This window comes from Pseudomonas sp. SCA2728.1_7, from assembly GCF_018138145.1.
Classification (GTDB): Bacteria; Pseudomonadota; Gammaproteobacteria; order Pseudomonadales; family Pseudomonadaceae; genus Aquipseudomonas; species Aquipseudomonas koreensis_A.
In genome coordinates this window covers 6,689,315-6,702,697 of record NZ_CP073104.1, presented here as the reverse complement: position 1 = coordinate 6,702,697, position 13,383 = coordinate 6,689,315, and the positions used below count along the sequence as shown (strand labels likewise).

The following is a 13,383-nucleotide window of genomic DNA, read 5'->3' as shown; positions in this document are numbered from 1 at the left end:
AACCCGATGAAGAATCTACTGCTGCGTATCAACGACAAGATCTACATGACGTGCATCTGGGTCGCCGGCCTTGCCGTCCTGGCGATTTCCCTGATGATTCCCTGGGGCGTGTTCGCCCGCTACGTGCTGGGCACCGGTTCGAGCTGGCCCGAGCCCACAGCGATCCTGCTGATGATGGTGTTTACCTTCATCGGCGCCGCCGCCAGTTACCGCGCCGGTGCGCACATGGCTGTGGCCATGCTCACCGACCGCATGCCGCCACAGCTGAGAACCGCGGCGGCGATTTTTTCCCAACTGCTCATGGCGGCGATCTGCATCTTCATGACGATCTGGGGCGCCAAGCTGTGCATGTCCACCTGGAACCAGTTCATGGCGGCCCTGCCCGATCTGCGGGTTGGCGTGACCTACTTGCCGATTCCCGTGGGCGGCTTGCTGACGCTGATTTTCGTGCTGGAAAAACTCTTGCTCGGTGACCAGAGCAAACGGCGCGTCGTGCAGTTCGACCTGGTTGAAGAAAGTGAAGGTGCCGCTTAATGGACGCTCTGATACTGCTGGGCAGTTTTATCGTATTGATCCTGATCGGCATGCCGGTCGCCTACGCGTTGGGCGCCGCCGCGCTGATCGGTGCTTGGTGGATCGACATTCCGTTCCAGGCGGTGATGATTCAGGTCGCTTCGGGGGTGAACAAATTCTCGCTGCTGGCCATTCCGTTCTTCGTGCTGGCCGGTGCGATCATGGCCGAGGGCGGCATGTCCCGTCGCTTGGTGGCGTGTGCCGGGGTGCTGGTGGGGTTTGTGCGCGGCGGCCTGTCACTGGTCAACATTGTCGCCTCGACCTTTTTCGGCGCGATCTCCGGTTCGTCGGTAGCGGACACCGCGTCGGTGGGTTCGGTACTGATTCCGGAAATGGAACGCAAGGGCTATCCACGGGACTTCTCCACCGCCGTGACGGTCAGCGGTTCGGTGCAAGCCCTGCTGACCCCACCGAGCCATAACTCGGTGCTTTACTCCCTGGCCGCCGGTGGCACGGTTTCGATTGCCTCGCTGTTCATGGCGGGCATCGTGCCGGGCTTGCTGATGAGCGCCTGCCTGATGGTGCTGTGTCTGATTTTCGCGAGAAAACGCGATTACCCCAAGGGTGAAGTGATCCCGATGCGCCAGGCGTTGAAAATCGTCGGCGAAGCCCTCTGGGGCCTGATGGCGATGGTGATCATCCTCGGCGGCATCCTGTCCGGCATCTTCACCGCGACCGAATCGGCGGCCATCGCCGTGCTCTGGTCATTCTTCGTGACCATGTTCATCTACCGCGACTACAAGTGGAGCGAACTGCCGAAACTGATGCACCGTACGGTGCGGACGATTTCGATCGTGATGATCCTGATCGGTTTCGCGGCGAGCTTCGGTTACATCATGACCCTGATGCAGATCCCGGCGAAGATCACCACGGCGTTTCTGACCCTGTCGGACAACCGCTACGTGATCCTGATGTGCATCAACGTCATGCTGCTGTTGCTCGGCACGGTGATGGACATGGCGCCGCTGATCCTGATCCTCACGCCAATCCTGATGCCGGTGATTCTCGGCATCGGCGTCGATCCGGTGCAGTTCGGCATGATCATGCTGGTGAACCTCGGGATCGGATTGATAACGCCGCCGGTGGGTGCGGTGCTGTTTGTCGGTTCGGCGGTGGGCAAGGTCAGTATCGAGAGCACCGTGAAGGCGCTGCTGCCGTTCTATGCCGTGCTGTTTTTGGTGTTGATGTTGGTGACTTACGTGCCGGCACTGTCGCTGTGGTTGCCGCATCTGGTGTTGTAAGCCGATAGAAAGATCGCAGCCCTTGATGGGCTGCGATTTCTTTTGAACCTCACGCCCGCAACAACATATACCCCGCCACCACCAGACAGACACTGGCAAACCCCACCTGCAATGCCCGCGCCGGCACCCGCGCACAAAGCTTGCGGCCGATGATCATGCCGACAATGCTGGCGACAATAAACGCCGCGCCCTGCCCGTCTATCCGCACACCGGCGTGAAACGAGCCGATCACCCCGATTGCCGAAATCAGACTGATCACCATCAACGACGTCGCGACAATCCCGCGCATCTGCACGTCGGTCAGTTGCTTGAACGCCGGCACGATCAGAAAGCCGCCCCCAACGCCCAGCAATCCGGACACCACGCCGGTAATTGCGCCCAGCGCCGCCAATGTAGCGGTGCATTTGGCGGTCCAGTCGAAGCGCCCGGTGTCTTCATTGAGCATGCAATTCTTCTGGCCCCAACTGGCGTGACCATGATCACTCGGCCCCTCCTGCTGGCGCTCGCGGCGCAGCATGCGCCAGGCCACCATGACCATCAGCAGACTGAACAGAATCATCAGGATTTTCTCCGGCAACTGATGCGCGAAGTAAATGCCCAACGGCGAAAACACCGCGCCCAACGCGGCAATCAACAACGCCGCGCGATAGCGCACCAGACCATGACGCAAACCGTCGATAGCGCCGACCGCCGCCGCACTGCCGACCGCAAACAACGCCACCGGCGCTGCCTGGGTCATCGTCCAGCCCAACCCGAGCACCAGCGCCGGCACCGCAAGAATGCCGCCGCCGGCCCCGGTCAAGCCGAGGACCAACCCCATCACCACGCCAAACAGACTTGCCAGCAACATAGGGTTTTCTCAGTCAACCTTGGACAGACCAGTCAGCCACTCGCGGCCCTTGAGCATGCCGTTCCAGTAGAACCATGGCAGCAGCGAGGCCTTGAGAAACCACGCCGAACGACGCGCCACAGTCGGGTCCAGAGGAAAGGTCGGCAGCAACTTACCGGCATAACCGAACTCGGCGAGAATCACCTTGCCCTTCTCCACCGTCAGCGGACAGGAACCGTAGCCGTCGTACTTCAACGGCAGTGGTTGTTGCTTGCGCAGGGCGAGCAAGTTTTCCGCGACCACCACCACTTGCTTGCGCACCGCTGCGGCGGTTTTTGCGTTGCTGGTGCCGCAGATATCACCGAGTGCAAACACCTCGGGATAGCGCGGATGTTGCAGGCTGTGCGGATTGACTTCGCACCAGCCGGCCGCATCGGCCAATGCGCTTTGCGCGATGAAATCCGGCGAAACCTGCGGCGGCACGACGTGGAGCAGATCGAAGGTTTTCGCCACACGGGTGACGTTGCCGTCAGCGTCCTTGATCTCGAACCACGCGGTTTTCGCCGGGCCGTCGACCTTGACCAGGTTCGAGTTGAACGCCAGTTGTGCGTTGTATTTTTCGATGTATTTCATCAACGGCGGCACAAACGTCGCCACGCCGAACAGCGCGGCGCCGGCCAGATTGAATTCGACATGGATGTTGTTCAGCGACCCGTTTTTGAGCCAGTGATCGCAAGACAGATACAGCGCCTTTTGTGGTGCGCCGGCACATTTGATCGGCATCGCCGGCTGGGTGAACAGCGCCTTGCCGCCGCGCAGTTTCTGCACCTGATCCCAAGTGTATTGCGCGTGCTGATAGCTGTAGTTGGAGGTGACGCCGTGCTGGCCGAGGCTTTCCTGCAAGCCTTCGATCTTCTCCCAGGCCAGACGCAGGCCGGGGCAGACAATCAGGTTTTGATAGCTGACCGTGCGTTGATCGTTGAGGGTGAGTTGGCGTTTGTCCGGGTCGATTGCAGTGACCGCCGCTTGCAGCCAGTTTGCTTGCTTGGGCATGACCTTGTTCATCGGCCGTGCGGTGTCTCTCACATCAAAGGCGCCACCGCCGACCAGTGTCCACGCCGGTTGGTAGTAATGTTGGGCGCTGGGTTCGATCACGGTAACTTTTAGAGCCGGGTCACGCTTGAGCAGGCTGGCGACAAAACCGATACCGGCCGTACCGCCGCCGATGACCACGATGTCTGCACTGATGGATGGGCCCCAGTGTTGATCGTTCATTGCTTGTTCCTTTTGCTGCACGCAAGGATTTCTCAGCCTTCACACAAATCCATTGTAGGAGTGAGCCTGCTCGCGATAGCGGTGGGTCAGCCATATCTTTATTGACTGATACACCGCTATCGCGAGCAGGCTCACTCCTACAGGGGTTGTGTGTTGGCTGGCATTTATTGATGGCCGAGACTTTTCAGCACGGCCCCGCAATACAATCCGGACAGGGTCTTCATCACCTGAATCACTTCCGGACTGGCGAGGCCGTAGAAAATGTACTTGCCTTCACGCCGGGTCGCGACCAGCCCTTCATCGCGCAGGATGCCCAGTTGCTGGGACAGCGTCGGCTGGCGCACGCCGGTCATTTTTTCCAGTTCGCCGACGTTGCGCTCGCCCTGAGTCAATTGACAGAGGATCAGCAGGCGATCCTCATTGGCCATGGCCTTGAGCAGCGCACAGGCCTTGGAGGCCGAGGCGCGCAGTTGGGCGACTTCACATTCGGTCAGACTGGATTGCATTTGCACGATGCCTTCAAGGTCACTTAAGCTGCGAACATTATGTTTTTAGATAAAGTGTTGCAACCCATTTTCCTTGTTCAGGTTGGTGTCCATGCCCGCGCAGATTGAATCGTTCCTCGACCCCGCCTCTTCGACCTACAGCTATGTGGTCTATGAAACCGATGGCGGGCAATGCGCGATCGTCGATCCGGTGCTTGATTACGACGGCGCCGCCGGGCGCACCTGCACCGCGCAGGCCGACAAGATCATCGCCTTCGTTCGCGCCCACAACCTGCAAGTGCAGTGGCTGCTGGAAACCCACGCCCATGCCGATCACCTGTCCGCCGCGCCGTATCTGCGCCGGGAGCTGGGTGGAAAAATCGCCATCGGTGAATCGATCAGCAAAGTGCAGAACGTGTTCAAGGCGCTGTTCAATCTGGAGCCGGAGTTCCGCGTCGATGGCTCGCAGTTCGATCACCTGTTTGCGCCGAACGAGTCGTTCCGCATCGGTAACCTCAAGGCCACGGCCCTGCATGTGCCCGGGCATACGCCGGCGGACATGGCCTATCTGATCGATGGCGAACAGATTCTGGTGGGTGACACGCTTTTCATGCCGGATGTCGGCACCGCGCGCTGCGATTTCCCCGGCGGTAACGCCCATCAGCTGTTTGCCTCGATCCACAAACTGTTGGCCTTCCCTGCCAGCGTGAAACTCTACGTTTGCCACGATTACCCGCCCGAGGGCCGCGAGTCGCAGTGCCAGACCACCGTCGGCGAGCAGCGCAAAAGCAATATCCATGTGCATGACGGGATTGATGAGGCAGCGTTCGTCGAGATGCGCACAAAACGTGACGCCGGGCTGGGTATGCCGACGCTGCTGCTGCCGGCGATTCAGGTGAATGTGCGGGCGGGGAATTTGCCACCGGCGGAGGAAAACGGCGTGGTTTACCTGAAGATTCCGCTCAATTCCCTATAGGAAAAAACCGCTCGGGGCGTCGCCGGATTATTTTTCCTACGAACGCTGTCGAGGGTGATGAACTGGTGAAAATCCTGTAAGCGAGCAGACTCCATTGGGCAAACATTCAATGGAGTTTTCGCAATATGGATATTCGTCGTAATCACCGTGACATGACCGCGCAACAGAAATCCGCATTCATCGATGCCATCCTGAGATTGAAGAACAATGTCGACAGCGTACTGCGCCCGGGAGAGCAAAGCCGCTACGATGATTTTGTCCAGATCCACAAAAATTCGATGGGCCGGGGCAATCCGCTGACGCCCAACCCGCATCGAAGCCCGCTGTTCTATCCGTGGCACCGGATTCTGATCCGCCAGTTCGAACTGGCCCTGCAGTCCGCCGCCAATGACCCGACCATCACCCTGCCTTACTGGAACTGGCAACTGACCGGCGCCGACAACCCCTTTACCTCGGACTTCATGGGCCCCAACGGTGACAACCTGCAAGACCAGCGCGTCACCGGTGGGCCGTTTTCCAGAGAGCAATCGCGGTTCGAAGTGCGAGTCTGGGACGAGGGCATCGGCAACACCGGGATTCGTCGAGATCTCGGGACAAACGGCGCACTGCCCAGCGCAGAGACCGTCATATCGACGCTCAACAGGACGCCATACTGGATGGAAGCAAGCGGCTGGGAAAACACCTCGGAAACCGAACTGCACAATCCGGTACATGCCTGGATAGGTGGCAGCATGGCGCAAGCCTCCTCACCCAATGACCCGATCTTCTTCCTGCACCACTGCTACCTCGACTTGTTGTGGGAGCGCTGGAAACATCAGCATTCTGGCACTCCTGGCTTAACCAATGAGGCCGGCTCGGCGGACATGGAAGAAACCGTGCTGATTTTCCACCCGGCCAATGAACTGGCGCCCTGGCCGCAAACCTTTACCGTCCAGCAAGCCCTCTTCACCGCAGAGCTCGATTACCGCTATGACTACATCTGACCCTCAACTGCCCAGCGTCAAACCGTTAGCGGGTAACGGCAGCGCGGTCTTGTAGCGCACCTGCTTGAGTGCAAAGCTTGACCGGATGTTCGCCACACCCGGCACTTTGGTCAGGAAGTCCATCATGAAGCGCTCGAGCGACTGAATGGTCGGCACCAGGACCCGGATGAGGTAATCCGGGTCTCCGGCCATGAGGTAGCACTCCATCACCTCCGGGCGATCGGAAATGGCTTCCTCGAAATGCTGCAGCGCTTCCTCGACCTGCTTCTCCAGGCTGACGTGGATGAACACGTTCACGTGCAGCCCCAGCAGGTCGGCATCCAGCAGTGTGACCTGCTCGCGAATCAGGCCTAATTCTTCCATCGCCTTGACCCGGTTGAAGCACGGCGTCGGCGACAGGTTTACCGAGCGTGCAAGGTCGGCGTTGGTGATGCGCGCATTCTCCTGAAGGCTGTTGAGAATGCCGATGTCGGTACGGTCCAGTTTGCGCATGAGACAAAACCACCTGTTTTTTATGTTTATGCAGAATTTCTATCTGCAAATCGCCTCCAGCGCAACGAAACAGAGATAAATATTCTTCTTGCCCGGGCCTATGATTGTTGTAGGACAAGATTTCTTCTACCGAAGAATGACTGCCAGCTCACTACAAGAAATTCACAAGATCGAGCGTAGAAGCCATGACCCAAGCGTATGAACCGCTGCGTCTGCACGTCCCTGAACCCTCGGGCCGTCCAGGCTGCAAAACCGATTTTTCCTACCTGCATCTGACCGATGCCGGTACGGTGCGCAAACCTTCCATCGACGTTGAACCCGCCGACACCGCCGACCTCGCGCGTGGGCTGATTCGTGTGCTCGACGATCAGGGCAACGCCCTCGGCCCATGGGCTGAGAACGTGCCGGTCGAGATCCTGCGTAAAGGCATGCGCGCCATGCTCAAGACGCGCATCTACGACAACCGCATGGTGGTCGCCCAGCGTCAGAAAAAAATGTCGTTCTACATGCAAAGCCTCGGCGAAGAAGCCATCGGCAGTGCTCAGGCCCTGGCCTTGAACATCGACGATATGTGTTTTCCGACCTACCGCCAGCAAAGCATTTTGATGGCGCGCGAAGTGCCACTGGTCGACCTGATCTGCCAACTGCTGTCGAACGAGCGCGATCCGCTCAAGGGCCGGCAGTTGCCGATCATGTATTCGGTCAAGGAAGCGGGTTTCTTCACCATCTCCGGCAACCTCGCTACCCAGTTCATTCAGGCGGTCGGCTGGGGCATGGCTTCAGCAATCAAGGGCGACACCAAAATCGCCTCGGCGTGGATCGGTGACGGCGCTACCGCCGAATCGGACTTCCACACCGCCCTCACCTTCGCCCACGTTTATCGCGCGCCGGTGATCCTCAACGTGGTCAACAACCAATGGGCGATTTCGACCTTCCAGGCCATCGCCGGTGGTGAAGCCACCACCTTCGCCGGACGCGGCGTCGGTTGCGGCATCGCTTCGCTGCGCGTGGATGGCAACGACTTCTACGCGGTATATGCGGCATCTGCCTGGGCCGCCGAACGCGCCCGCCGCAACCTCGGCCCGACCATGATCGAATGGGTCACCTACCGCGCCGGCCCGCACTCGACTTCTGACGATCCATCCAAATACCGTCCTGCCGATGACTGGAGCCACTTCCCGCTCGGCGACCCGATCGCCCGCCTCAAGCAACACTTGATCAAGGTCGGCCACTGGTCGGAGGAAGAACACACCGCCGTCAGCGCCGAACTCGAAGCCGAAGTGATTGCCGCGCAGAAACAGGCCGAACAGTACGGCACCCTCGCCGGCGGCCAGATTCCAAGCGCCGCGACCATGTTTGAAGACGTCTACAAAGAGATGCCGGAGCACTTGAAGCGCCAGCGTCAGCAGTTGGGGATCTGACATGAACGATCACAACAACAATATTCAGTTGGAAACCGCCATGACCACGACCACCATGACCATGATCCAGGCCCTGCGCTCGGCCATGGATGTGATGCTTGAGCGTGACGATAACGTCGTCGTGTTCGGTCAGGACGTCGGCTACTTCGGCGGTGTGTTCCGTTGCACCGAAGGCCTGCAGACCAAGTACGGCACCTCGCGGGTGTTCGACGCACCGATCTCGGAAAGCGGCATCGTCGGCGTTGCGGTCGGCATGGGCGCTTATGGTCTGCGCCCGGTCGCCGAGATTCAGTTCGCCGACTACGTCTACCCCGCCTCCGACCAGATCATTTCCGAAGCGGCGCGCCTGCGTTATCGCTCGGCTGGCGAGTTCACCGCACCGATGACCCTGCGCATGCCTTGCGGCGGCGGCATCTATGGCGGTCAGACCCACAGCCAGAGCATCGAGGCTATGTTCACTCAGGTCTGCGGCTTGCGCACTGTCATGCCGTCCAACCCGTATGACGCCAAAGGCCTGTTGATCGCCTCCATCGAAAACGATGATCCGGTGATCTTTCTTGAGCCGAAACGCCTGTACAACGGCCCGTTCGACGGCCACCACGACCGCCCGGTAACCCCGTGGTCGAAACACCCGCAAGCGCAGGTTCCGGACGGTTACTACACCGTGCCGCTGGACGTTGCTGCGATCACTCGTCCGGGCAAGGACGTCACCGTGCTGACCTACGGCACCACCGTGTATGTCTCGCAAGTCGCTGCCGAAGAATCCGGCGTGGATGCTGAAGTCATCGACCTGCGCAGCCTGTGGCCGCTGGACCTGGAAACCATCGTCAAATCGGTGAAGAAAACCGGCCGGTGCGTGGTGGTCCACGAAGCCACTCGCACCTGCGGTTTCGGCGCCGAGCTGGTGTCGCTGGTGCAAGAGCATTGCTTCCATCACCTGGAAGCGCCGATCGAACGCGTTACCGGTTGGGACACCCCCTACCCGCACGCGCAAGAGTGGGCGTATTTCCCAGGGCCGTCCCGAGTGGGCGCGGCGTTGAAACGGGTTATGGAGGTCTGAATGGGCACGCACGTTATCAAGATGCCGGACATCGGCGAAGGCATCGCAGAAGTAGAACTGTCGCAGTGGCACGTCAAGGTTGGCGATCTGGTCGTTGAAGATCAGGTGCTGGCGGACGTGATGACCGACAAGGCGATGGTCGATATTCCCTCGCCAGTGCATGGCAAGGTGATTGCCCTCGGCGGTCAGCCGGGTGAAGTGATGGCGGTTGGCAGTGTGCTGATCAGCATCGAGGTTGAAGGTGCCGGTAACTTGAAAGAGTCCGCCGCACCCGCGCCCGTTAAAGAGGCGCCGGTCGTAGCGAAAGTTGAAGCGGTTGTCGAGAGCAAACCTGCTCCAGCCGCCCCGCGCCCTGCTGCGGTTTGCCAAGGCCCGATGGTTGCGCGCGAAGCAGACGAACGCCCGCTCGCCTCGCCGGCCGTGCGCAAACATGCACTGGATCTGGGGATTCAATTACGTCTGGTGCGCGGTTCCGGCCCGGCCGGTCGTGTGCTGCACGAAGACATTGAAGCCTATCTGGCGCAAGGTCAGTCGAACGCTTCGGCACCAGTCGCCGCCGCTTACGCCCAGCGCAACGACGAAGAACAGATTCAAGTGATCGGCATGCGCCGCAAGATCGCCCAACGCATGCAGGACGCCACGCAACGTGCCGCTCACTTCAGTTATGTCGAGGAAATCGACGTCACCGCGATTGAAGAATTGCGTGCGCACCTGAATGAAAAACACGGTGCCAGCCGTGGCAAGTTGACCTTGTTGCCGTTCCTCGTCCGTGCATTGGTCGTCGCCCTGCGCGACTTTCCGCAGATGAACGCCCGTTACGACGACGAAGCCCAGGTCATCACCCGCCTCGGCGCGGTGCATGTCGGCGTCGCCACGCAAAGCGATGTCGGTCTGATGGTGCCGGTGGTGCGTCACGCCGAAGCACGCAGCCTGTGGGACAGCGCCACGGAAATCTCGCGTTTGGCCAACGCCGCGCGTAATGGCAAGGCCAGCCGCGACGAGTTGTCCGGCTCGACCATCACCCTGACCAGCCTCGGTGCGCTGGGCGGCATTGTCAGCACGCCGGTGCTGAACCTGCCGGAAGTGGCGATCGTCGGCGTCAACAAAATCGTCGAACGGCCAATGGTCGTCAAAGGCCAGGTAGTAATCCGCAAGATGATGAACCTCTCCAGTTCCTTCGATCACCGCGTGGTCGACGGCATGGACGCGGCGCTCTTCATCCAGGCCATTCGCGGCCTGATCGAACAACCTGCCACTTTGTTTGTGGAGTAAGGCGCGCATGCAATCTCTGAACACTACGCTGCTGATCATCGGCGGCGGCCCCGGCGGTTATGTAACGGCGATCCGCGCCGGGCAACTGGGCATTCCGACCATTCTGGTCGAAGGCCAAGCGCTGGGCGGCACCTGTTTGAACATCGGCTGCATCCCGTCGAAGGCGCTGATTCATGTGGCTGAACAGTTTCACCAGACCCAGCACCACAGCCAGCATTCGGCGCTGGGCATCAGCGTTTCGGCGCCGAGCCTCGACATCAGCAAAAGCGTCGAGTGGAAGGACGGCATCGTCGATCGCCTGACCACTGGCGTCGCAGCCCTGCTGAAGAAGAACAAGGTTCAGGTCATCAACGGCTGGGCCGAGGTCATCGACGGTAAAACCGTGGATGTCGGCGACACGCGCATCCAGTGCGAGCACTTGGTGCTGGCCACTGGTTCGACCAGCGTCAATCTGCCGATTCTGCCGATTGGCGGGCCGATCATCTCTTCCACCGAAGCGCTGGCGCCGAAATCCGTGCCGAAACGTCTGGTGGTGGTGGGCGGTGGTTACATTGGTCTGGAACTGGGCATTGCTTATCGCAAGCTTGGCGCCGACGTCAGCGTGGTCGAGGCGCAGGATCGCATCCTGCCGGCCTACGATGCGGAACTGACGCAACCGGTGCATGACGCCTTGAAGCAACTGGGCGTGAAGCTGTATCTGAAGCACAGCGTGCTGGGTTTCGACGGCACCTTGCAGGTGCGCGATCCCGAGGGCGAAACCCTCAACCTGGAAACCGATCAGGTGCTGGTCGCCGTCGGTCGCAAACCGAATACCCAGGGCTGGAACCTCGAAGCGTTGAATCTGGACATGAACGGCTCGGCGATCAAGATCGACAGCCGCTGCCAGACCAGCATGCGCAACGTCTACGCCATCGGCGATCTGAGCGGCGAGCCGATGCTCGCCCACCGCGCCATGGCCCAAGGCGAGATGGTTGCCGAGTTGATCAGCGGCAAAACCCGTGAATTCAGCCCGACCGCAATCGCCGCGGTGTGCTTCACCGATCCGGAACTGGTGGTGGTCGGCAAGACGCCGGACGAGGCCAAGGCTGCAGGTCTGGACTGCATTGTTTCCAGTTTCCCGTTCGCCGCCAATGGCCGGGCGATGACGCTGGAGTCGAAAAGCGGCTTCGTGCGCGTGGTCGCTCGTCGGGATAACCATGTGATTGTTGGCTGGCAGGCGGTGGGCGTCGGGGTTTCCGAATTGTCGACGGCATTCGCGCAAAGCCTGGAAATGGGCGCGCGGCTGGAAGACATCGGCGGCACCATTCACGCGCATCCGACATTGGGTGAAGCGGTGCAGGAAGCGGCGTTGCGTGCCCTTGGCCATGCACTCCACCTGTGAGTGAGGGTGGCAATGATGGCCCCATCGCGAGCAGGCTCACTCCTACATTTTGGAATGCATTCCCTTGTAGGAGTGAGCCTGCTCGCGATTTCTTGAGAACAACGCGATTTATCTGCCTGTCATCCGATAGTCCGGGCTGCGAAACCGCTCAAGAATGAAGTATTGTTGTGCCCATCCAAAAAACGTCAGAAGCCTTGAACCGTTTCGGCGGTTGTTCAGTGATAGAGGGTGTCATGGGTAACGAAAGCATCAATTGGGACAAGCTGGGTTTTGATTACATCAAGACCGACAAACGCTATCTGTCGTACTTTCGCGATGGCGAGTGGGACAAAGGCACCCTGACCGAAGATAACGTGCTGCACATCAGCGAAGGCTCGACTGCCCTTCACTATGGCCAGCAGTGCTTCGAAGGCATGAAGGCCTATCGTTGCAAGGACGGCTCGATCAACCTGTTCCGCCCGGACCAGAACGCCCTGCGTATGCAACGCAGCTGCGCGCGTCTGCTGATGCCGACGGTCGACACCGAACAGTTCATCGAAGCATGCAAAGCCGTGGTTCGCGCCAACGAGCGCTTCATCCCGCCATACGGCACCGGTGGCGCGCTGTACCTGCGTCCGTTCGTGATCGGCGTGGGTGACAACATCGGCGTGCGCACTGCACCCGAGTTCATCTTCTCGATCTTCTGCATTCCGGTCGGCGCCTACTTCAAGGGCGGCCTGACCCCGCACAACTTCCAGATCTCCAGCTACGACCGCGCCGCCCCACAAGGCACCGGCGCAGCAAAGGTCGGCGGCAACTACGCCGCGAGCCTGATGCCGGGTTCGAAAGCGAAGAAAGCCAACTTCGCCGACGCAATCTACCTAGATCCGATGACCCACACCAAAATCGAAGAAGTCGGTTCGGCCAACTTCTTCGGGATCACCCACGACAACAAGTTCATCACCCCGAACTCGCCGTCGGTCCTGCCAGGCATCACCCGCCTGTCGTTGATCGAGCTGGCGAAATCGCGTCTGGGCCTGGAAGTGGTTGAAGGCGACGTGCTGATCGACAAACTGTCGGACTTCAAGGAAGCCGGCGCTTGCGGTACGGCTGCAGTGATCACGCCGATCGGTGGTATCAGCTACAACGATCATCTGCATGTGTTCCACAGCGAGACCGAAGTGGGTCCTGTGACCCAGAAGCTCTACAAAGAGCTGACTGGCGTGCAGACCGGCGACATCGAAGCGCCTGCGGGCTGGATCGTCAAGGTTTGATTTGACGGCTGGTGATGTCGAAAAGCCCTCCACCGAGTGATTGGTGGGGGGCTTTTTTTGCGTTTGGTGGGGATTTTTGTGTAGGGCTTGAGATCTTTTCCCCCTCACCCCAGCCCTCTCCCCCAGGGGGGCGAGGGGGAAA

Annotated in this window: 13 protein-coding genes; 9 read left to right on the top strand and 4 right to left on the bottom strand. The window is 59.9% G+C overall.

All coding sequences use genetic code 11. The features are described 5' to 3' along the window. The first annotated feature begins 6 nt into the window (after positions 1–6). A complete protein-coding gene (locus KBP52_RS30025; RefSeq protein WP_116030074.1) occupies positions 7–534 on the top strand; it encodes a TRAP transporter small permease in 528 nt (175 codons plus the stop codon). Continuing rightward, complete coding sequence (locus KBP52_RS30020; protein ID WP_137216449.1) at positions 534–1,814, top strand: TRAP transporter large permease; 1,281 nt, start codon at positions 534–536, stop codon at positions 1,812–1,814. The genes KBP52_RS30025 and KBP52_RS30020 overlap by 1 nt, the downstream gene beginning before the upstream one ends. Before the next feature lie 49 nt (positions 1,815–1,863). On the opposite strand, the gene KBP52_RS30015 is transcribed toward KBP52_RS30020, so the two are convergent. From KBP52_RS30015 to KBP52_RS30005, 3 genes are all read right to left on the bottom strand, one after another. Next, positions 1,864–2,664, bottom strand: coding sequence for a sulfite exporter TauE/SafE family protein (locus tag KBP52_RS30015; protein WP_077573462.1), 801 nt, complete (start codon positions 2,662–2,664; stop codon positions 1,864–1,866). A 9-nt stretch (positions 2,665–2,673) separates the two neighbouring features. Next, positions 2,674–3,918 (bottom strand): FAD/NAD(P)-binding oxidoreductase, encoded by a 1,245-nt coding sequence (locus KBP52_RS30010; RefSeq protein WP_212621612.1) that lies wholly within the window; start codon positions 3,916–3,918, stop codon positions 2,674–2,676. 164 nt (positions 3,919–4,082) lie between these two features. Next, on the bottom strand, positions 4,083–4,424 hold the full coding sequence (locus KBP52_RS30005) for a metalloregulator ArsR/SmtB family transcription factor (RefSeq protein ID WP_007915092.1): 342 nt from the start codon (positions 4,422–4,424) through the stop codon (positions 4,083–4,085). A gap of 91 nt (positions 4,425–4,515) precedes the next feature. Between KBP52_RS30005 and KBP52_RS30000 the strand changes: the two genes are divergently transcribed. Both KBP52_RS30000 and KBP52_RS29995 read left to right on the top strand, forming a co-directional pair. Beyond that, entirely contained in the window at positions 4,516–5,379 is an 864-nt protein-coding gene (locus tag KBP52_RS30000) for an MBL fold metallo-hydrolase (RefSeq protein WP_212621611.1), read from the top strand. A gap of 125 nt (positions 5,380–5,504) precedes the next feature. After that, positions 5,505–6,362 (top strand): tyrosinase family protein, encoded by an 858-nt coding sequence (locus tag KBP52_RS29995; RefSeq protein ID WP_212621610.1) that lies wholly within the window; start codon positions 5,505–5,507, stop codon positions 6,360–6,362. Positions 6,363–6,365: 3 nt separating this feature from the next. On the opposite strand, the gene bkdR is transcribed toward KBP52_RS29995, so the two are convergent. Further along, a complete protein-coding gene (bkdR, locus tag KBP52_RS29990; protein WP_016985245.1) occupies positions 6,366–6,854 on the bottom strand; it encodes a Bkd operon transcriptional regulator BkdR in 489 nt (162 codons plus the stop codon). 185 nt (positions 6,855–7,039) lie between these two features. On the opposite strand from bkdR, the gene KBP52_RS29985 reads away from it, so the two are divergent. From KBP52_RS29985 to KBP52_RS29965, 5 genes are all read left to right on the top strand, one after another. After that, positions 7,040–8,275 carry a 3-methyl-2-oxobutanoate dehydrogenase (2-methylpropanoyl-transferring) subunit alpha gene (locus KBP52_RS29985; protein ID WP_102899278.1) on the top strand — a complete coding sequence of 412 codons (1,236 nt, stop codon included), beginning with the start codon at positions 7,040–7,042 and terminating at the stop codon, positions 8,273–8,275. A gap of 1 nt (position 8,276) precedes the next feature. Further along, a complete protein-coding gene (locus KBP52_RS29980) occupies positions 8,277–9,335 on the top strand; it encodes an alpha-ketoacid dehydrogenase subunit beta (protein WP_003224000.1) in 1,059 nt (352 codons plus the stop codon). Next, complete coding sequence (locus KBP52_RS29975) at positions 9,336–10,607, top strand: dihydrolipoamide acetyltransferase family protein (protein ID WP_212621609.1); 1,272 nt, start codon at positions 9,336–9,338, stop codon at positions 10,605–10,607. 7 nt (positions 10,608–10,614) lie between these two features. Continuing rightward, positions 10,615–11,988 carry a dihydrolipoyl dehydrogenase gene (gene lpdA / locus KBP52_RS29970; protein WP_077573473.1) on the top strand — a complete coding sequence of 458 codons (1,374 nt, stop codon included), beginning with the start codon at positions 10,615–10,617 and terminating at the stop codon, positions 11,986–11,988. A 233-nt stretch (positions 11,989–12,221) separates the two neighbouring features. Further along, positions 12,222–13,241: a branched-chain amino acid aminotransferase gene (locus KBP52_RS29965; RefSeq protein WP_008086978.1), complete on the top strand. Its 1,020-nt coding sequence runs from the start codon at positions 12,222–12,224 to the stop codon at positions 13,239–13,241. Positions 13,242–13,383: the final 142 nt, after the last annotated feature.